The organism is Psychrobacter sp. 4Bb (genome assembly GCF_002836735.1).
Taxonomy (GTDB): Bacteria; Pseudomonadota; Gammaproteobacteria; order Pseudomonadales; family Moraxellaceae; genus Psychrobacter.
On record NZ_PJAS01000070.1, the window covers coordinates 21,606 to 42,064 of the forward strand.

Here is a 20,459-nt window from a genome sequence, read left to right on the forward strand (position 1 = left end):
CTAGGGCTAAGCGGACTTTTTTAGGAAGTAATATTATGTCAGCTCGTGAGCAAGGTATCGTTAAGTGGTTTAATGACTCAAAAGGCTTTGGTTTCATTCAACGTGACAGCGGAGAAGATATTTTTGTCCATTTCCGCGCGATTCAGGGTGATGGCTATCGTTCTCTAAAGGATGGCGAAAAAGTTGAGTTCAGCGTAGTAGAAGGTGACAAAGGTCTGCAAGCTGAAGAAGTCAGAAAGATAGAAGAGTAATTTACTCAGACATTAAAGCGGTTTAGTTATAATGTCTGTACAAACTACTGATATACTACTGAGTCAAGCCCATCTTATCTTACCTATGTTGAGTGAACTGCAGCATATTTGGTAGGATTGGATTTGGGCTTGGCTTTTTTTATGCCTATATGTCTGATGGTTTTCCACAGACTTAATAAAGCTACTCTTACTGATTACGGTTTAAACACTACATTTGACACTATAAAGGTTCATTGTGAGCTTATTTATAATTAATAAAATACAAGTAATTCACTTAAAAGGATACTTTTTTGAGCAATTTTACAACGTTTACTGATTTGCCACTTTCAACAGCGACCCTGCGTGCAGTAAGTGATCTAGGCTTTACTGAATTGACGCCCATTCAAGCAAAGATACTACCGCATACATTGGCACATCAAGATGCTATCGGACAGGCACAAACGGGCACAGGAAAAACAGCGACTTTTCTACTGACTATTATGGAAGCCTTGCTTAAGCGTCCATTTACCAACGACGAAGAGCGCTATCTTGGTGAGCCGCGCGCTGTGGTCATGGCGCCAACTCGCGAACTGGCTCAGCAAATATTTGATGACTGCATTGCATTAACCAAATATACCTCGCTACATAGTGTTTGTATTATGGGCGGTACTAACTATGAAACTCAGCAGCACGAGCTTGAACGTCAATACGTTGATATTTTGGTAGCGACGCCTGGCCGTCTAATTGACCTTGCTAATAAAGGCATGGTGTATCTAGATAGAGTAGAGGTACTGGTACTTGATGAAGCCGATCGCATGTTAGATATGGGGTTCATTCCTGATATCAAACGCCTAGTTGGTCGAATGCCTGCCAATACCGATCGCCAAAGCTTGTTGTTTTCTGCAACCTTTAACCAAGATGTGATGAATTTGGCCTATCGTTGGTTACATGAGCCTCAGTTTGTTGAAATTGAGCCTGAACACAAGACCAGCGAGTTAGTAGATCAGCATTTTTATTTGCTGACAGAAGATCAAAAGCTAGACGCCTTGCAGCGTATTATCAGTGATGAAGCAGTAGAGAAGGTCATCGTCTTTGCCAATCGTAAAGACCAAGTAAAGCGTCTGTATCACAAACTGCGTCAAGCGCATAATATTGTGATGCTCTCGGGCGATGTCATTCAGCAAAAACGTGAGAAGTATCTACAGCGCTTTAAAGATGGTCACGCGTCTATCTTGGTGGCGACAGATGTAGCAGGGCGTGGTATCCATGTCGATGATATCAGCCATGTGGTTAATTTTACTTTGCCTGATCAGCCAGATGATTATGTACATCGCATTGGTCGTACGGGCCGTGCGGGACAGACAGGTATTAGTATCAGCTTTGTGAGTGAAGATGATGCCTTCAATATACCGGCATTAGAGAAGCACTTGGAAACCAAGTTTACGCTTGAGCAGTGGCAGGAATAATTGCTATAAACTGAGCATTATTCAAAAAATAAAAGCCCTCAATATCGAAAATGGTATTGAGGGCTTTTTTATATGCTAAGTGTTAATAGTATCTGTTACCGATAACTTTATTGAGCGTGTTCCATCATCTCAGTATGCTCATGGTGATTCATGTCCACTGATTCATCACTCATGTCATTCATACTATGATCCATATGGTCGTCCATATCCTGCATGTTGTGATCCATGTCTGCTGCCATATCCGTATCATGATTCATTTGGCTCATGTCGTGAGAGTCCATATCAGACATCATAGCAGTGTGGCTACCATGATTCATCTCACCATGGCCGCCATGCATATTTGCCATGACCATCGGCACGACTGCTACTGCCAACCCTGATATGACCATAACCGCACCATTTAACTGCCTTAAGCGAAAACGTCCGATCTTATCACGTAGCCAACCGACCGTTTCGTGCGTCGCAACCAACATCGGTATGGTTCCTAGACCAAAGACAAACATCAACGCAGCACCGCTTAATGGATTATGAGCAACGACCGCAATTAGTAGAGCGCCATATACCAAACCACAAGGCAAAAAGCCCCAAAGCAACCCTGCTGTTAATGCGCGCGGAAAAGTATTAAGTGGAAATACCTTTTGACGCAATGGGCTAAGATACTGCCAAAAGCGCATACCAAAACGTTCAAGCTTAGTCAAAAACGGTGCACCAAGCATCGTCACACCGACGAATACCAGTACCAATCCTAATAAAATACGCGGTGTACTATTACCCATCATTAATGGCTTTAATACGGTAATACCGATAAGTCCTGCGATTAAACCCAATAATGCGTAACTCGTTAAACGCCCAAGATGGTAAGTAGCCACCAAAGCACGGCGTTTAGCAGGGCTGACATCTTTCATAGACAGACCAAACGCGGTCACAAGACCGCCACACATGCCTAAGCAATGCGGTGAACCAAAGAATCCCATTAGTAATGCCGCCACAAGTAAAGCGATGGTCATGAACGCGTCTCCTAAGAATGGTAAAGGGCGAACTTGCTAGTGCTGAATTATTTAATAAAACGGCACCAATAAATTACGCATTTATAAGGTAGATAAATTAGATGTTTGAATCTTTATCTATCTCAGAATGTTTGTTATTTCCAACAGTTGCCGCTGTTTCATCTTGTTGCTGAGTAGGTGCTGAGCGTTCATGAGCCTGCATGGTTTGGCGGCGTTCTTGACGGTCATCCAATATAATACGCTGTGATGCATTGTCCAGATCTTCGAATTGATTTGACTTGACCGCATAACGCACTGCCCAAATAGCAACCACAAACAGCATGAGACTTAATGGAATTAATAAAAATATACTGAGCATGGCAAATCTCTTAAATAGCAGTGTCTCTTATTATTATACACCCATCACAAATGTAGTGGATGATCGGTAGCATTTAGAATGAGTTTCTCAATGGTATCGTATACATCTTTAACGTTTATTCGTCAGAGTCTTTTGCGGCATTGCCTCTTGGAGTCAATAGCTGCTGTGAAGTCACATCATTGGCATGGCGACAGTCCATCTGGGGACGTATCACATCTCGCAGGTAGGCTGCGACCTCATAGACAGCGCGCCGTGAGTGGCTTAAGTTGTGCGCAGGTTTCATCCAGTCGCGCCTAACTGGCAGTGGCGCAGGGAGTGGTGTGCTATTGATACCATTTAAGGCAAACTGTCTGCGTGCACGCGCCATATGATAGCTATCAGTAATCAGATATACATGGCGTAACGGAATGCGTTTGGCTGTAAAACGGGCGTTTTCACATGTATTCATGCTGGCATTTTCACTGATCAGTCCGTCGATACCGTGTTCCATCAACCATTGACCGAGCCATGGAGCTTCGGCGCCACTCAGTACGATCGGTAGGGGTAAGTCATGGTAAGCGCCCGCAGCGGTACGAGCGCGATTAAGACTATAACGATTTAGGATAATTTGGTTGTTGTGGTCATTGGTCAGACCGCCGCCTAAGACTACATAAGCGGTAGGCGGGGAGCTCATGGCAGCAGAAGGCATGTCAGGTAGCGGCAGTAGAGAAAAGATATAAACGATTGCTTGCGAAAACAGCGGAGTAAATAAGCTAATAATCACTAAAATGACGGACGTTGAGCCCAGTATAAAAGTAATGTTGATAATGCGAAAAAGCGTCACCATGCGTTCAGAAAACCGCAAGTAATATCGCCATAATCGCTTAGATAATAGCCGCTTAGACCATGATTTTTTAGGCCACATGCTCAGCATATCCAATTGAGCCATCAGCATTTACCCAGACTGGCTCACGTGACAATTGAATGGCAAATTTTTCATAGACAGTAGCAGCGATATATTTCTGCGCTATGGCTACATCCTCTTGTGTGGCTTGCTGAGGTGTATGGTTGGTCAGTACGAGTGCTTGCTGTTTATGCGTAAAAATAGGTGCAATGCCGCCGCCTTTTAACCCTGCTTGTTCAATGAGCCACCCTGCAGCCACCTTTACCATTGCATCAGGCATCGCATAACCAACGATAGCTGGATAAATTGCTTGCAGCGCTGTGAACTGCTCCTGAGCGATAATAGGGTTTTGAAAAAAACTGCCACAATTAGGTAGCTGTTTTGGATCTGGCAGCTTTTGTTGTCTAATATCTATAATGGCTTGCATAACGTCAGCAGGCATTGCTTGCTCGCGCCCTTGTTGCTCTGCATAGCGCTGCGCCACAGTCTGTACATCACCATAACTGGCTAAAATATTGGCAGGATCAGTATGTAATCTGAAACCTACACGGCTAATAAGCCAAGTGTTTGGTGTACGCTTAAAAATACTGTCACGATAGCCAAATTGGCAATCAGCAGCTGACAAATGGTGCCAAGTTTGTGTCGGCAAATGATAGGCGCGTACATACTGTAAGCGGTCTTCTAATTGTACGCCGTATGCACCGATATTTTGTATGGGTGCTGCGCCCGTCAGGCCCGGTATTAGTGCAAGGTTTTCCAACCCATACCAACCTTGACTGACCGTATGTACGACCAAATCATGCCAGTTCTCGCCAGCCATTACTTCGATATCAACATAATCGTCGGTTTGATTGGTCAGATGAATACCACGCATCTTTGGCTGCAGTACTATGGCTTTCAAATCGGCAGGCAATAAAACATTACTACCGCCAGACAGTACAAACAGTGGTAGCTTGTCTGCTGTATCCTCTATATAAGCTGCCATAAAGTCATCAAGCTGCGCTTCATTCTCCAATGTCACGACAGAGTCAGCAACACAGGCCAATGCCATAGTATTGTCGTGTGACAAGTCGATTGAATCATTGACTACGGCAGTCGCTGAAACATTCGAAACATCAGAGCTGATGGTAGACTGAGTACTGTGGTCAAGGCGTGAAGCTTGGGTCATAACATAGCCTATGTGGCAAAAGGATAATAAATGATAAGGTAGCTATAGTTGATTCAATTTAAAAGAGATACAAGGCAACTGAGTGTAGACGTAACTGTGATACTTCAAGCGAGGTTAACGCTGTAGCTCTTTTATAGAGGATTAACCTTATTATAGAGGATACCGGATGCAAGAGTAGCAGAAATATAGACAGTATGGCTAGCAGGCTTTCCAGCTTTCTATCCAAGCTTGGGCGCTTGATTCGATACGCTCGATCACTTCTTCAAAATCATCGTTATCGCCCTTATAGGGATCTGGCACATCACTGCCGCAATAGGTAGGGTCTTCTTCACTGAACAGTGCTAGTGTTGCCAAATTATCCTCTGACTTTGCTGTAATGCTGTCTTTAATAGCTTGTAGATCAGCTAGATTCTGTGAATCCATGGCTAAGATTAAATCAAAATCACGAAAGTCATTGGCACTGACTTGACGAGCGACCAGCTTATTAATTTTGTAGCCGTGTGACTTAGCATGACGTTGTGAGCGAGCATCAGGCGCACTACCAACGTGCCAATCACTGGTGCCTGCTGAGTCTACTTTTATAGATAGTCCAGCAATCGCTGCTTGCTGACGAAAAACTTCTTCAGCAGTAGGGGAGCGGCAGATATTTCCTAAACATACCAATAATACAGACGAGGGAGTACAGGCTTTCATCAGCATAATATGACCTTCTATAACAAAAAAAACATGCTATAAGAGACCAGCATTGTTAATGCGGCTTTTATTAGCATGCAATCGATTGAATCAGCTGCTAGCGTAACGCTTAATGCTTGGAATGGCAAGGATAGAGACTAAACAATAGCGTCATTTAACAATGAAAATTTGGCCATATGATGCATGGCCAAAAGGCGAAATAGTGAAACGGTTTTAATCTTGATTACTTTTAAAACGTTGTAGATCGCGTCGCTCTTTTTTGTTGGGTTTGTTGTCAGGACGAGCAAGGTTGGCTAGTTTGCGCTGTTCGGCATAGTAAGCACGGCGCGTCTCGCTTTCTTTGGTCTCTGAATATAGTACCTCAGCGGCGGTCGCATTGCCACGCTGTGCAGATAGCGCCTCAACAACGACAGTCTTTTCAGTCATAGCGGTCGCTGAGCCTTGACGAATGGTTAGCTCATCTCCGACTGAAATCTCTTTACTGGTTTTTACCCGGCTACCAGCATAGTGCACGCGTCCACTTTCAATCGCTTGTTTGGCTAGGGTGCGTGTACGATAAAACCTAGCTGCCCATAGCCATTTATCGAGACGGATTTTCACCAAACCTTGGTTATTGTCATCAGTATTTTTTTTCATAAGAGTCACTCTGCATTCGTTTTTATATTAAATAATAGTTTTATATAAACAATATTAGGGCAACTTTAATATTTGCAAATAGATTTGATGACTGTGGGTTAGTTGCACCATTGTTGTTCACAAGGTACACCATCGTGGTTGCCATCCATTTTAGTATTAGGACAGTAGTTTGTAAAATAGGTGGCTTCTGCACAGGATGTCATTTGTGAGCAATGTGTTCTGCCGTCACATGAAAAGTTTGAGGCCGGTTGTGTCGATAAGACTGGAGTTGCAGTTGGCGCTGATGTTGAAGTGTTACTCAAATCAACGTATGTTGGCGGTATGTCATCAATATTATCAACGTCATTAGAGGTAAGAGTAGGTTGCGTTACGTTATCTGCCGCTGCATTGGTTGTAGGTTGATGTATCGTATTTTTAGGTTGAAGGACTCTATAACCTATAAGCACGAAAATCAGGCAGGTCAATATCACTAATACTTTGTTTATCACTGTGCCATACCTGCCAGCTAATAATCATTATTAATATGAAAATGGCAGTTTTTAATCGACTTAAAAACTGCCATTAGGTAAGAAATATGATATCTATTTTTACTATCTCAAAAACAACTGATAGCCAATATTGTCATTGACCGTGGCACAGTCATAACCAATATCTAAAAGCGCGTCTTGTAGCTGACGAGAGTTGCCTTCAGAGGCTTGCAGGCCAACCAGCACACGACCTTCAGCAGCACCATGGTTGCGGTAATGGAATAAAGTAATATTGAAGTCATCCCCCAATTTCTCTAAGAACGTTAGCAATGCGCCTGGACGTTCTGGGAATACCACTTGTAGCAATTGCTCGTTTTCGACATGAGCATGACCACCAATCAAATGACGGATATGTGATTTGGCGATATCATCATCAGTCAGGTCGTGAGCAGTGTAGCCATCGTCTGACAATTGGTTACTGATGGTTTGACGCTCTTTTTCGCCTTCTTTTAAAGCGATACCTACGAAGATTGAGGCAGGCTCCATTGAGTCTGGTGACTTTTTGCTGTCAGCACGGTAGTTAAACTCAGTAATATTACGACCGTGTAGACTGCGACAGAAATTTAAGAAAGCACCTGTTTGTTCAGGAATAGTAACCCCAAAGATAGCTTCTTTTTTCTCACCAATTTCGGTACGCTCAGCGATATAACGCAAGCGGTCAAAATTCATATTGGCACCGCAAATGATACCGACGCAGTTTTTGTCTTGGATATTATTGGCTTCGATATATTTTTTCATACCAGCGACTGACAATGCACCAGCAGGTTCAACGATGCTACGGTTTTCTTCAAAGATATCTTTAACAGCCGCACACACCTCATCATTGGTACAAGTGATCACTTCAGGCTCAACGATAGGACCTGAGTTATCGCTTTTTTGCGTACGGACGACGTCAAAAGGTAATTCACCAATCTGTGCGACTGCCACACCATCGACGAACAATCCTACTTGCTCAAGCTTGACACGTTCACCTGTTTCAAGCGCCGCTTTTAGACAAGCTGACTGCTCAGCTTCTACCGCAATCACTTTTACATGTGGTGCCACTTCGCCTAAGAATGCGGCCACACCAGAGATTAGACCACCACCACCAACGGCAACGAATACATAGTCCATATTGCGCCACTGCTGGGTCAGCTCAAGACCAATGGTACCTTGTCCTGCGATAACCAGCTCATCGTCATAAGGTGGAATAAAGGTCAGTCCTTCGCGTTCAGCGCGGTCAATCGCATAGCGGTTTGCTTGATCAAAACTATCACCGTGCAGATCTACATTGCCACCAAGTGCTCTTACCGCATCCACTTTGATATCAGGAGTCGTGGTTGGCATGACGATGATGTTGTTTAAAGATAATTTGCGCGCAGAGTAAGCCACGCCTTGCGCATGATTACCTGCGGAAGCACAAATGACGCCGCGCGCTTTTTGCTCGTCGCTCAACTGACTGATACGGTTATAGGCACCGCGCAATTTAAATGATTTGACCGGTTGTAAGTCTTCACGCTTAAATCTAATGTCATTGGCAAAACGTTGGGTCAGCTTGGGCGCCGTTTCCAGTGGTGTTTGAATAGCAACGTCATAGACGGTGGCTTGTAAGATGGCTCGTACCCAGTGTGACAGCATAGTAATCCCTAAACAGAGTAAATATAAAAAGTGTAGATGAATATAAAAACGAAATAGATTAGCCTATGCCGATTTTTAGTATCTTGCAAGACTCAATTGCAGTTTTCTTGGGATTTCGTGCTTGAATTTACATGAAGTGCAAGTATTTGCCGAAGTTAAGTCTTAGCTAGGCACGATAGGACTCACAAATTAGCGTCATGATGCGCTAACATCCATTAATATCATCGGTTATAATAGCCGCGCATTTTATCTGTTTTAGCCTTTTACTTTTTTTAAGACCATACGTTTATTTTCCAAGGATTTATGATGAGTGATCAGCAAGCACAAAAGCAAGCCGCGGCCAAAGCTGCTCTAAGCTATATCGAAGACGATATGATACTTGGGGTAGGGACAGGTAGTACGGTCAACTGTTTGATTGAGTTGTTGCCACAATTGAAGCTTGCTGGCGCTGTCGCTAGCTCACAGGTGACAGAAGATAAACTTCGTGCGCTTGGTATCGAAATAGTCGATTTAAACTTTGCTGGTACATTGGATGTTTATATCGATGGTGCGGATGAAGTCAATGAGCACTTGCAACTTATCAAGGGCGGCGGCGGTGCATTGACTCGCGAAAAGATTGTGGCAGCAGCTTCAAACAAGTTCGTCTGTATGGTCGATGATAGCAAAAGCGTTGATATACTAGGTCGCGCGTTTCCAGTACCAATTGAAGTATTACCACAAGCACGCTCGTATGTGGCTCGCCAATTGGCCAAATTAGGCGGTGAGCCAGTATACCGTGAAGACTTTGTCACTGATTATGGTAATGTCATTCTAGACACCTATGACTTGGATGTGAGTAATCCAATCGCGCTCGAAAAAGAGCTAAATAATATCGTAGGTGTGGTCTGTAATGGTATCTTTGCAGCAAACCAAGCAGACGTTTTGCTAAAAGCAGGTGCTAATGGCGTGACAACGCTCACGCGTTAAACTATCTCTAAATCATTTGTATAAACAAAAAAGCCGTCCAGATCTGGACGGCTTTTTTATTTGGGAACTTATTTAGGAGTGTACTAGCAAGTTATCTTACTATTGATCTCACTGTCTTTTGATAGAATAGCCTAAGTTATGCAGATAACTTGATTTTGTCTTTAAGTAAAAACTCCATCAATGCTTTTTGTGCATGTAAGCGGTTTTCCGCTTCGTCCCAAACGACAGAACGTGGGTCATTAAGCATGTCATGAGAGATTTCCTCGCCGCGATGGGCGGGCAAGCAATGCATAAACACCACTTCAGGGTCGGCTTTGTCTAATAGAGACGGTGTCACTTGATAAGGCGCAAAACGACGTGCACGTGTGTTTTGCTCTGATTCTTGACCCATACTTGCCCACACATCAGTGACAATTAAGTTAGAATCTTTTGCCGCGTCCTGTACGTTTTCTACCAGACTGACGCAATGTGAGAAGCGTTCCATAAGTTTCGGATCAGGCTCAAACCCATAAGGCGCTGCCACGCGTAGTTCAAAACCAAACTGATTGGCAGCTTGCATAAATGACGAGCACATATTGTTGCCATCACCGACCCACGTGACGATTTTATTTTCGATACTACCGCGATGCTCGTAATAGGTTTGCATATCAGCGAGCAATTGGCATGGATGATAGTCATCGGTCAACGCATTGATAATCGGTACGCTTGAGTATTCAGCAAAGGTTTCAACTTTTTCGTGCCCGAAGGTACGAATCATGATGATATCAACCATGCTAGAAATCACGCGTGCTGAGTCTTCTAGTGGCTCGCCGCGACCGAGCTGCGTATCGTTTGGTGATAAAAATATGGCGTTACCACCAAATTGACCCATGCCCGTCTCAAATGAGATACGGGTACGCGTTGAAGATTTTTCAAATATCATGCCAAGCGTACGACCAACAAAAGGCTGGTATATCTCGCCTGCGTGTTGCATCTTACGCAATTCGCTTGCGCGTTTGATTAAGTTTTCTAGTTCTTGTTTGGTTAAATCAGATAAGGTTAAAAAATGGCGCAAACTCATAGTAATCCTAGCAGTCGATCGCAGTCAGTGAAACGTCATCAGTCTTCAATAGCATCGCGTCAGTGCGTATACTGGGTTGACAACAAACTTTTAGTATAGCGTATTTACTTTCAATGTAAACGTTCATTTTTATCAAGATCAAATGGCTTGCCAAATAGATCGAAATCACATTAGCAATCCACGATATCTTGTATGCTAATGACTGTGCCGCTAATGACTATGCCTGTGTACGGTTTGGACGTATGCTAAGGCGACATAACAGCTCATAGCTAATCGTCCCAGCATGACCTGCTACTTCGTCGACACGAGGCGCATCGCCCCAGAGCATGACCTTGCTATCTATAGCAAGACTCTCAGGTGCATTACTGATATCAATGACAATCATATCCATAGCTACTCGCCCAATAACTGGGCAGCGGTAGCTTTGGCTGTCGTTAGCATCCATGACAGTAACATACGCATCATCAGTAACCACACGTGGATAGCCATCGCCATATCCCACGCTGACCAAAGCGGTTCTGGTATCTTGCTGCGCACGCCAGCGGCTACCATAGCCGATTGCATCATTTGCGCTAACGGTTTGTAGAGCAATGATTTGAGCACTAAATTCCATCGCGGGCTGCAAGTTTAGTTCTTGTGCGCTTTTATCAACCACAGGCGAGCTACCGTATAAGATAATGCCTGGACGTACCCAGTCATAATGGTACTCTGGGAAGTTGACGATACCAGCAGAGTTGCATAACGAACCTTGGATACCTGGGCTAATGGTTTCTTTCAAAGTTGCTAGTACGCTTGAGAAGCGCTCAATCTGCATCGCATTTAATGGATGATCGTGGTCATCAGCATTGGCAAAATGCGTGGCTAGAATCAGCTGATAACCCGCTTCATGTAGGCATTTTGCTGCTGACAGCACACCCTCAGCATTGAAACCCAAACGGTTCATACCTGTATTGTATTTGAGCCAAGCTACTCTAGTTGCACTGCCAGCTGGTGGGATATTTTGTAGTGCCCATTCTAACTGTGGTCCGTGGTGAATCACGCAGCTAATCTCATGATCAATCGATTGCTGCCACTCATCAGCGCTAAACGCACCTTCTACTAGACCGATGGTTTTCTCCCAACCTAACTGTCTGGCTTCTAGCGCTTCAGTCAACGTAGCGACACCGATACCATCTGCTTGCTGCAGGGCTGGCAAGACTGCCGCTACGCCATGTCCGTAAGCATTGGATTTGACCATGGCCAACACTTTCGATTGGGGTGCTCGTTGTTTGACTTGATTTAGGTTATGAGTAAGGGCTTTTGGTTTTATAGTGATTGTGCGCATAATCGCCTTCTATATGAGTAGAATTATGAAGTGATAAAGCCAGTACTACATCGATTGGGTTGATGCGGTACTGGCTATTGTATTAAAAACTGATTGTATAAAATGATTTATTAACCGATGACTAAACCTGAGTTTATATAAAGCTTAGTCTTGGTCAGACTTAAATTTTATAAAATAGATTACTCATCATTCTCAAAACTCACGCCTTGATAGTACTCTGGCGTTAGATTAATAAAGCGGGTAAATTGACCTTCAAAGCCTAGACGAATAGTACCGATAGGACCGTTACGCTGTTTACCAATGATGATTTCCGCCACGCCTTTGTGGTCTGAGTTTTCATTATAAACCTCATCACGATAGATGAACATAATCAAATCGGCATCCTGCTCAATCGCACCAGATTCACGTAGATCCGACATGATAGGACGTTTGTTTGGACGGTTTTCTAGACTACGGTTAAGCTGTGACAATGCAATCACGGGACATTCAAGCTCACGTGCGAGCGCCTTTAAACTACGAGAAATCTCAGAAATCTCGCCAACACGGTTACCATCTAGACTGGGTACTTTCATCAGCTGAAGATAATCGACTACGATAGCACCCAAGCGACCGTCATGATTTTTGGCGATACGGCGGCAGCGAGAACGCATCTCAGACGGCGGTAGGGCAGTACTGTCATCAATATATAGATGCTTTGATTGCAAATGTTGAATAGCGTTCATCATCTTTGCCCATTCATCTTCATTCATTTGCCCAGAACGCAGATGCGTCTGGTTAATCGCGCCCCATGAGGACAGCAAACGCATGACGATAGATTCAGCAGGCATCTCCATCGAAAACACCACGACTGGCAAATCTTCATTAAACAAAATCCCTTCTGCCAAGTTCATCGCAAAAGTGGTTTTACCCATCGAAGGACGTGCAGCAACAATAATCAAGTCACCCGCTTGTAGGCCTTGGGTTTTGTTATTCAGCTCGGCAAATGGTGTCTGCAAACCAATCATGCCGTCGGGATTGGATTTGAGCTCTTGAATCTTATCGATAACATTGGTTAAGACCGAAGTAATACCAACAGGGCCACGCTGTTCCGCGCGTTTATTATGCTGCTCATTGATACTAAATATCTTGCCCTCGACATTGTCTAGAATGTCGCTAACGCTTTGGTCTTTTGGATTATAGGCAAGCGTCAGCATGTCATTACCAGTGGTAATTAGTTGGCGTAGGGTTGAGAGCTCACGCACACGCTGGGCGTAGGCAGTCAGGTTAAACAAAGTCGCAGGACTTTGGCTCAAAATATCAGCCAAATAACTGTCACCACCTGCGCCTTTTAGTAGCTTTTGCGCTTCTAACCAGTCGTGTACCATGACCGTATCATAAGGCTCATTCACTGCCGCCAAATGGGCAATGGCATCAAAAATATATTGATGTCGCCCAGCATAAAAGTCATCTTTGGTGACAATATCGGCAATCTTGTCGTACGCCTCTTCGATACTCATCAAAGACGCGAGCAATGCCTTTTCAATATCGATATTGTGTGGCGGTGTCTGATTGAGTAAGTCGTCGGTTTTGTCGTTTTCTGCCATGAGTGCCTAATGAGTTAAAATGGGTATGAAAAAAGATATCGATGATAGAGAAATACAAACGTAGCGCGCCTCTACGATAGAAGTACCAAAACGCGGTCTCAGGTTTGTCTGTAAATGCTACAATCAGATGCGAAAGTTTAACACATAATGTGGTTTTTTAGACTTGATAAAGAACTAAATCTAAAGTGATTGTTTTTCATGAACTAAGAAATACCATACAATGTTTAAGTATAAAAATTTAAAACACGAATTATAAATACAATAAAATCAATAATTTGAATAACATAAGGCTATTGTTATGACAGAAAAAAAACGACCGCTATTAATAACTACAGGTGAGCCTGCAGGTATTGGCATGGACGTAGTACTAGGACTAGCAGTAGAGGGTAAGTTGCAAGATTTTGCTCGGCCAATTTGGGTGACTGCTGATGCTAAAGCGATGCAAACTCGCGCGGAGGAATTGATTGCAGCTGGCGTGCTCAAAGGCACACCTAGCTGGCATACTATCAATACAGATATAAATGCCGATAACTTCGATGTTAACTTGGTAGAGCAGATATCGCAGCAAGATATAGACGCTGATAGCGCTTTTATCCTACTGAATATTCCTTGTGCCGCACCCGTGGTCTGCGGGAAAATCAATATTGCTAACTCAGCAATGGTGGCTCAGCAGTTAGATATTGCTCATAAACTGGCAATAAATAATACAGTCGCTGCCATCGTCACTGGGCCATTGCAAAAATCAGCGTTGATAGATGCTGGTATCAAGCTATTAGATGGCACCATGTTTAGTGGTCATACTGAGTTTTTTATGCAGCAAAGTGGTTGTGAGAAGGTCGTCATGATGCTGGCCAATCAAGCGATGAAAGTAGCACTTGTCACTACGCATTTGCCATTAAAGGACATCCCAGCTGCGATTACTGCCGACAATGTACGCCAAACGGTACAAATTGTCATCGATGATATGAGAGAGAAGTTTGGTCTCATGCAGCCTCGTATCTTGGTTTGCGGCCTCAATCCACATGCAGGCGAGGGCGGGCACTTGGGAAGTGAGGAGATTGAGATTATCAATCCCGTGTTGCAAGAATTCATCCATGCAGGCGTCAATATATCAGAGGCGATGCCAGCGGATACGTTATTTACTACCAGACATTTAACAAACTGTGATGCGGTCATTGCCATGTATCACGACCAAGGATTGCCAGTATTAAAATCGCACGGTTTTGGTGACACGGTCAATCTAACCTTAGGGTTACCTTATATCCGCACCTCCGTCGATCATGGTACGGCGTTAGACTTGGCAGGAAGCGGCGGTGCGAGTGCGACCAGTTTATATCAAGCACTAAATATGGCTAATGAGATGGCTGATAAATCACTTATCGATGTACCTGCTGTATAAGTCAGTGCTTATAGATATTTTTCACGTAGTACTTAATAATTTTATTATCAGTAATGCCTATCTAAAAAGGCAGCCGCCTAAGACGATTTAGTAAAGTTTATATCGTGCATGAGGAACAGCATCTGTCTTAAGCGCAGGCCCACAATCCCAGGGTCAGGACCCTAAGCTTGTCTAGTGACGGATACCGATTGATTGACCAGCTCCATGGATCCGAACGAGGTTAAGAACGCGACGTTTGACGCATCGGACCCAACACCGATGCGGGCCATTGTGTCGGCACCTGCCATACCCGTTGGATCAATGAGATGCCAGCTTCCTTCAAGGTAGACCTCGGCCACGGCATGAAAGTCTTGTGGTGTCACATCGGGCGCATAAACGCTCACAAACCTAGCTGGTATCGACGACGCGCGCGCTAGTGTTACGAGAACATGCGCAAAGTCGCGGCATACGCCCTGACGTTGAGCAAAGCTGTCAAGCGCGGTGGTTTGTGCATGGCTTGATCCGGGTACGTAGCTAAATGCCGACTCGATCCAGTCACGCATCGCGGCAATCCGTGCGCCGCCAGCGAGATTGCCAAACTCGGCGTCCACGAAGGCATGGAACTGTTCTGACGGGCAATAGTGAGACGGCATCAAATGCCTGATTGTCTCTCCGGGCAAAAGATGCAGGGGCGTTTGGGACAGTGCCGATATGTCTAAGGCAGGACGGTCAACGGCGATTTCTGCGAGATAAGTGCAGCTAAAATCCCCTTCAGCGTGAATCCAAATCCGTTCTCCTATACCATCATCGGCGGCGACCCGTGAAAAATGCGCAACGTCTGATGTCCAAATCTCGGTCGAACGCACCCGCTGATCCGCAAGATCGGCGGCTTCGATCTGAAGCAAAAGATCCATTGGCTCTGAGAGTCGATAATGGAGGGTGACGTTAAGTTTCAGGATCATATGTGAATTCCCTAAGGGTATTTATCTGGCGGGCTGACGATCGCGTAGGGCTGAACCGCCTCGACCATATCAGAGACTGGCTTACTTTACTGGAGTCAGACAGCAATGCCTGACAGGGTTAAATTATCATAATAGCGCTTTTCAAACTCAAAAGGTGAAACATAACCAATCGCGTTATGCAGTCGGGCTTTATTAAACACAAAAGTCTTTAAAATTCAATTAGTTATCGATTTGGTTGTACGCCGCAATCGTTATGATGTCGCCATCTTTGGACCTGTTTCTGTCTGCTAGCACTTGATTTGACGCTACTATTTAGCATAGTCAGAGTTTATATTATATGAATGTAGAGGTAAAAAGTTACCGGGCCGGTTACTCGAAAGCATGGCTCGTCTATCGATAATAATTATTCAAAAACACAGCCTAATTATGAGCTGTGGTATAATTCACCATTATAAAGTCAGTATATCGCTGCCATTACATTATCATCGCCCATTTATCTTTTATACATTAAGACTCTTTTATGTCCAAAACTTCATTTGATGCTCAAACTATTTCTAACAGCTTACGTGCTGCCAAACATCAGCCGCGTAAGCGCTTTGGCCAAAACTTCTTGCATGATACTAGCGTCATTCGCGAAATCGTCGAAAGTATTCGTCTAGAGCGCGATGACAATTTGATCGAGATTGGGCCTGGTATGGGCGCATTGACCGAGCCGTTATTGGCAGAAGTGGATGCAATGACAGTGGTGGAGCTAGATCGTGATTTGGCAGATAGCTTGCGTATTCGTATCGGTGCCAATAGCCATCCAAACTTTGAGATTATCAAAGACAATGCGATGCATGTGGACTACCGTGAGCTATATAGTGAAGAGCGCGGTAAGCTACGTGTAGTAGGTAACCTGCCGTACAACATCTCAACGCCTATCTTATTTCATCTGCTTAGCTATGCCGATGTGATTCAAGACATGCATTTTATGTTGCAAAAAGAAGTGGTCGAGCGTATCACGGCTGATGTGGGTAGCAAGACTTATGGCCGCTTATCGGTCATTATGCAATACCACTGTGATACAGATTATTTGCTGACCGTTCCTCGCGGTGCGTTTAATCCACCACCAAAGGTGACCAGTGCTGTGTTTCGCCTGACGCCGCATATCAACAAACCAGTAGTTGCAAATGATGAAGAGCATTTTGCCATTGTCGTACGTGAGACTTTTAACCATCGTCGCAAGACGCTACGTGCTATCTTCAAAAAATCAACGTTGCTACCGACATTGAGCGAAGACGATTTTGAGGCTTGTGGTATTGATCCGCAGGCACGACCTGAGACATTAAGCGTCACAGACTTTGTGAACCTAAGCAATCATTCACAACAGCTAGACGTATAATGTATTTTGGATAAATAAAAGTATGCTACTAATCGTCAATTATAATGGCGGTTTTTTATGCTTTATTTTTATGATTAGCACTTAAGTATTTATTTCTTATCGAGCTAGCTGTCTTTAACTATCGTGTTTAAATCGTTGAGGTATTATGAGTTTTCGCCATCAGTATGTTATCGGTGACTTACAAGGTTGCTATGCTGCGTATCTACAATTGCTAAAGACACTGGATTTCGATCCTGCCCAAGACAAGTTATGGTTTGCTGGTGATTTGGTAGCACGCGGCGAGGACTCATTGAACACGCTGCGTCATGTCAAAGTGTTGTGTGAGCAAGGCGCTGCGGCAACGGTATTGGGCAATCATGATCTTAATTTGATAGCAGTCTGGCGCGGGGCCGCCAAGCTTAAAAATAAAGACAAAACGGCACCTATCTTTGCTGCGGATGACTGTGATGAGTTGCTCGAATGGTTACGTAGGCAGCCGATATTAGCCTATCCTGATGAGCACACGGTGCTAGTACATGCAGGGATTCCACCGCATTGGAGTATTGAAGCCGCTGCAGGATACGCACAGCAATTAGAAGCTCAGCTGCAAAGTAATTTAGCGCAGCTCGACCAATTGCTGCCAAATCTATATAGCAAAGAAGCGGATGAATGGCATGCAGGTATCGAAGGATTTACTAAGATGCGGGCGATTGCTAATTACTTTACGCGTATGCGCTTGTGTAAGCAAGATGGATCGCTCGAGTTTAGCTTTTCAGCAGGTTTAGATGAGGCTATGCCAACCGATTTTTTGCCTTGGTTTGAGTGGCAAGTACCGCGCACTCGTAAGATACTATTTGGACATTGGGCTGCGCTAAAAGGCGAAATTGATTTGCCACATGCGCGCGCACTCGACGGTGGCTGCGTGTGGGGTAATTATCTATTGGCTTATCGATTGGGTGACGGCAAGGTTTTTACTTCAAGCGCACAGTGCCCGAGTCCATAAAGAGGGTTATAAGCGTCTTAATATACAAGGCTAAATAAACAGTCTGTTATAAGTAGTTCCATTATACCAGTCTGTTTTAAGTAGTCTGTTAATAGACTTAAAGGGTGAAATAACTGGTTTCGTTGGGGTATGCCCTATAAAAAATTGTATAGCTAACGTTATTTCAGGAAATTCGATAGGCAAATAAAATGAATAATATAGATAAATTAACTGAGCTAAATCACTATTTTTTAAAATTGAGAGAAATTTTACTTCAGGAGGATGAACACAACTATATAAGAGGAATTAATGTAATTATAAATAGAATACAGTACTCGTTAAAATATAACGAAGACGCTAAAGCAACCATTAAAAGCGTTGGAGACACCTACAGTCTTATGAACTCCGGTAATGGTAGCTTTTCGGATTTCTTCATTTGGAGAGAAGACTTTAACGAAAGAGTTGAAGCAAACAAAGTGTTAACAAAGTTGAGAAGTGATATAACTAGTTTGATAGTAAGTGTTGACAATAATTTATTGAATAGCCGTTAGTATCCAACAGTTCGGTGCCTGTATAGCGCACCGATCATGTTCCCACAACAGAGTTTATGACGTTGGATGTCAGAAATCAGTTCTTACTGGTTCTATTTAGGTATAATTATTTAAAACTAGATAAAAATTATATTTTTAAGGTATATGGTATGGAATCTGATACATCATTCTTATTAATAGGAGCTTTAGCAGCCCAAGCTAACACAACCAAAGATACTATTCGTCATTACGATGAGATGGGGTTACTGAAATCTCGAAAACGCCAAGCAGGATCACGCCTATACACTGAATTTCATCCTGAATGTATTGAGCGTATTAAAATGATTAAAGGCGCACAAGCTATCGGTTTTACTCTTAATGAATTTAAAAGACACCTAAATGATCATTTCAATGGCACTCTCAATATTGATAAAGATTTAATTACTATTTCCAAAAAACTTACTGAAGCGAAACGTCAAAAAACTGAGATCATCAATACTATTAACCGGCTTAGTGCTTATTATATTATTCTAGAAGAAATAAAGTCAGACAATATCGGCTTCATTTCTAAATCTGAATGGGAAAAGCGAATAGCGGCGCAGCTCTGCTTAACCTGAATCGCACCGATCATGAATAGAATATGTATGTTAAGTACACCATGAAGTACACTGTGAATATTTCAGCGATTTAAAACGTTGATAACATTAGCCCGCAGCTTAGCATTCAAGTCCTCACTAGGGGACCGAACTGACTGAATTAGTTCAGTATTACTACTTCATTAAATTGGTTCGGTGCGCTATACAGGCATCGAACTGCTAGCGTTATATATAAATTTAATAAATGCAAAATCCACAACATAGGTCATTATGATCGAGCTGTCTGCTTAAAATATTCTAGGTTAATTCCTACTATTTTTTAAGCATGATTCAGTGCTAGCTAAACCGGAGGAACAATAGAAAAGATTGGTAAACTTCCTACAAATAAAATGAACGAAATTCTGGTAAATAAGTAGAGTTAATATATATGAAAGCTACTAGTATTTTGGCTTTATGTGCGCTTATATTGTCAGTAGGATGGGGTATTGTAAGAGATATTCGGCAGCCAAAAGAAAACTCTGTCGTTAGTTATGAGCAATTACAAGATAAAGAAACTGAAGTAGTACATTTAATGGGAATACTGACTGATAGCCTCCCTAAGCCTAAAAATAAGAGGCTAATAACGAAATCAAATATAAGTAGTCTATACTACGTATACGAAAATCCTAGCAGAACGTTTGAAAAAGACCTTGAAAATAATATTAGGGTTAATAGTAACTGGAACGAATTCTCAGTTACTAAAGTAGATGATATATCGGCTTTTAGAAGCTATTGCTATAAAGATATAAGTTTAGTTTTATTGAAGGGTAAAGGAGGGGTTATAGATGAATACAAACGCTTTACTATAAATGTAGCTTGGGAAAAAAATAGTTATTGTTGGCAGCAAGCTAATAATAAGGTTTAAGCAAGTATATAGTCAATCCAAAATAAAAGAAGTACAACCCATATTATGAAATAGTTTAGGTAGATTATTCTCCATCCAACCTTGTCGTAGAAACTTAGCTTGTGCCCATTTCTTTTCAATAGGATTTAAGTCAGGACTATAGGATGGTAGAAATAAAAGCCTGTGACCATGCCTATTCAGAAGACTTTTCACTCGTTTATGAAAACTGGCATTATCCATGACGATT

The 20,459-nt window shown here is 43.1% G+C and carries 22 protein-coding genes and 1 pseudogene; 10 read left to right on the forward strand and 13 right to left on the reverse strand.

Annotation, left to right across the window (positions count from 1 at the left end):
* Positions 1-35: 35 nt before the first annotated feature.
* Both CXF60_RS09750 and CXF60_RS09755 read left to right on the forward strand, forming a co-directional pair.
* Positions 36-251 (forward strand): cold-shock protein, encoded by a 216-nt coding sequence (locus CXF60_RS09750; RefSeq protein ID WP_057760416.1) that lies wholly within the window; start codon positions 36-38, stop codon positions 249-251.
* A 290-nt stretch (positions 252-541) separates the two neighbouring features.
* The gene (locus tag CXF60_RS09755; protein ID WP_102091784.1) at positions 542-1,696 is read left to right on the forward strand and encodes a DEAD/DEAH box helicase; all 1,155 of its coding nucleotides are present in this window, start codon (positions 542-544) and stop codon (positions 1,694-1,696) included.
* Between the two features lie 107 nt (positions 1,697-1,803).
* Here the strand turns inward: CXF60_RS09755 and CXF60_RS09760 are convergent, their stop codons facing one another.
* The 7 genes and pseudogenes from CXF60_RS09760 to CXF60_RS14605 form a co-directional block, all read right to left on the reverse strand.
* Positions 1,804-2,703: a sulfite exporter TauE/SafE family protein gene (locus CXF60_RS09760; RefSeq protein WP_102091785.1), complete on the reverse strand. Its 900-nt coding sequence runs from the start codon at positions 2,701-2,703 to the stop codon at positions 1,804-1,806.
* Positions 2,704-2,800: 97 nt separating this feature from the next.
* Positions 2,801-3,061, reverse strand: coding sequence for a cbb3-type cytochrome oxidase assembly protein CcoS (ccoS, locus tag CXF60_RS09765; protein WP_102091786.1), 261 nt, complete (start codon positions 3,059-3,061; stop codon positions 2,801-2,803).
* 115 nt (positions 3,062-3,176) lie between these two features.
* Positions 3,177-3,905, reverse strand: coding sequence for a YdcF family protein (locus CXF60_RS09770; protein WP_228707098.1), 729 nt, complete (start codon positions 3,903-3,905; stop codon positions 3,177-3,179).
* 49 nt (positions 3,906-3,954) lie between these two features.
* Positions 3,955-4,995: a UDP-N-acetylmuramate dehydrogenase gene (gene murB, locus CXF60_RS09775; protein WP_267284421.1), complete on the reverse strand. Its 1,041-nt coding sequence runs from the start codon at positions 4,993-4,995 to the stop codon at positions 3,955-3,957.
* Positions 4,996-5,310: 315 nt separating this feature from the next.
* The gene (locus CXF60_RS09780; RefSeq protein WP_102091789.1) at positions 5,311-5,811 is read right to left on the reverse strand and encodes a low molecular weight protein-tyrosine-phosphatase; all 501 of its coding nucleotides are present in this window, start codon (positions 5,809-5,811) and stop codon (positions 5,311-5,313) included.
* Positions 5,812-6,018: 207 nt separating this feature from the next.
* Entirely contained in the window at positions 6,019-6,441 is a 423-nt protein-coding gene (locus tag CXF60_RS09785) for an RNA-binding S4 domain-containing protein (protein WP_102091790.1), read from the reverse strand.
* Positions 6,442-6,539: 98 nt separating this feature from the next.
* Positions 6,540-6,680 (reverse strand): annotated as a pseudogene (locus tag CXF60_RS14605) (excalibur calcium-binding domain-containing protein); the annotation flags it as partial.
* On the opposite strand from CXF60_RS14605, the gene CXF60_RS14610 reads away from it, so the two are divergent.
* On the forward strand, positions 6,622-6,843 hold the full coding sequence (locus CXF60_RS14610) for a hypothetical protein (protein ID WP_228707099.1): 222 nt from the start codon (positions 6,622-6,624) through the stop codon (positions 6,841-6,843). The pseudogene CXF60_RS14605 and the gene CXF60_RS14610 overlap by 59 nt on opposite strands.
* Before the next feature lie 188 nt (positions 6,844-7,031).
* Here the strand turns inward: CXF60_RS14610 and ilvA are convergent, their stop codons facing one another.
* Positions 7,032-8,585, reverse strand: coding sequence for a threonine ammonia-lyase, biosynthetic (gene ilvA / locus CXF60_RS09795; RefSeq protein ID WP_101205019.1), 1,554 nt, complete (start codon positions 8,583-8,585; stop codon positions 7,032-7,034).
* Between the two features lie 306 nt (positions 8,586-8,891).
* Here ilvA and rpiA point away from each other — a divergent pair, with 306 nt between their 5' ends.
* On the forward strand, positions 8,892-9,551 hold the full coding sequence (rpiA, locus tag CXF60_RS09800) for a ribose-5-phosphate isomerase RpiA (protein ID WP_057760400.1): 660 nt from the start codon (positions 8,892-8,894) through the stop codon (positions 9,549-9,551).
* Between the two features lie 136 nt (positions 9,552-9,687).
* Here the strand turns inward: rpiA and argF are convergent, their stop codons facing one another.
* The 3 genes from argF to dnaB form a co-directional block, all read right to left on the reverse strand.
* Positions 9,688-10,611, reverse strand: coding sequence for an ornithine carbamoyltransferase (argF, locus tag CXF60_RS09805; protein WP_102091791.1), 924 nt, complete (start codon positions 10,609-10,611; stop codon positions 9,688-9,690).
* 217 nt (positions 10,612-10,828) lie between these two features.
* Positions 10,829-11,935, reverse strand: coding sequence for an alanine racemase (alr, locus tag CXF60_RS09810; protein ID WP_102091792.1), 1,107 nt, complete (start codon positions 11,933-11,935; stop codon positions 10,829-10,831).
* Positions 11,936-12,114: 179 nt separating this feature from the next.
* The gene (gene dnaB, locus CXF60_RS09815) at positions 12,115-13,518 is read right to left on the reverse strand and encodes a replicative DNA helicase (protein ID WP_057760393.1); all 1,404 of its coding nucleotides are present in this window, start codon (positions 13,516-13,518) and stop codon (positions 12,115-12,117) included.
* A 298-nt stretch (positions 13,519-13,816) separates the two neighbouring features.
* Here dnaB and pdxA point away from each other — a divergent pair, with 298 nt between their 5' ends.
* A complete protein-coding gene (gene pdxA, locus CXF60_RS09820) occupies positions 13,817-14,917 on the forward strand; it encodes a 4-hydroxythreonine-4-phosphate dehydrogenase PdxA (RefSeq protein WP_102091793.1) in 1,101 nt (366 codons plus the stop codon).
* Between the two features lie 161 nt (positions 14,918-15,078).
* Here the strand turns inward: pdxA and CXF60_RS09825 are convergent, their stop codons facing one another.
* Positions 15,079-15,858 (reverse strand): transglutaminase-like domain-containing protein, encoded by a 780-nt coding sequence (locus tag CXF60_RS09825; RefSeq protein ID WP_102091794.1) that lies wholly within the window; start codon positions 15,856-15,858, stop codon positions 15,079-15,081.
* 520 nt (positions 15,859-16,378) lie between these two features.
* Between CXF60_RS09825 and rsmA the strand changes: the two genes are divergently transcribed.
* From rsmA to CXF60_RS09850, 5 genes are all read left to right on the forward strand, one after another.
* Complete coding sequence (gene rsmA, locus CXF60_RS09830; RefSeq protein WP_102091795.1) at positions 16,379-17,242, forward strand: 16S rRNA (adenine(1518)-N(6)/adenine(1519)-N(6))-dimethyltransferase RsmA; 864 nt, start codon at positions 16,379-16,381, stop codon at positions 17,240-17,242.
* A 145-nt stretch (positions 17,243-17,387) separates the two neighbouring features.
* Positions 17,388-18,224: a symmetrical bis(5'-nucleosyl)-tetraphosphatase gene (locus CXF60_RS09835; protein ID WP_102091796.1), complete on the forward strand. Its 837-nt coding sequence runs from the start codon at positions 17,388-17,390 to the stop codon at positions 18,222-18,224.
* A 188-nt stretch (positions 18,225-18,412) separates the two neighbouring features.
* Entirely contained in the window at positions 18,413-18,754 is a 342-nt protein-coding gene (locus tag CXF60_RS09840) for a hypothetical protein (protein WP_058024042.1), read from the forward strand.
* Positions 18,755-18,903: 149 nt separating this feature from the next.
* Positions 18,904-19,350: a MerR family transcriptional regulator gene (locus CXF60_RS09845; protein WP_102076270.1), complete on the forward strand. Its 447-nt coding sequence runs from the start codon at positions 18,904-18,906 to the stop codon at positions 19,348-19,350.
* 406 nt (positions 19,351-19,756) lie between these two features.
* Positions 19,757-20,233 (forward strand): hypothetical protein, encoded by a 477-nt coding sequence (locus tag CXF60_RS09850; protein WP_102091797.1) that lies wholly within the window; start codon positions 19,757-19,759, stop codon positions 20,231-20,233.
* Between the two features lie 12 nt (positions 20,234-20,245).
* On the opposite strand, the gene CXF60_RS09855 is transcribed toward CXF60_RS09850, so the two are convergent.
* Positions 20,246-20,459, reverse strand: a 214-nt coding sequence (locus CXF60_RS09855; RefSeq protein WP_180958129.1) for a transposase, incomplete at its 5' end; no start/stop codon positions are given.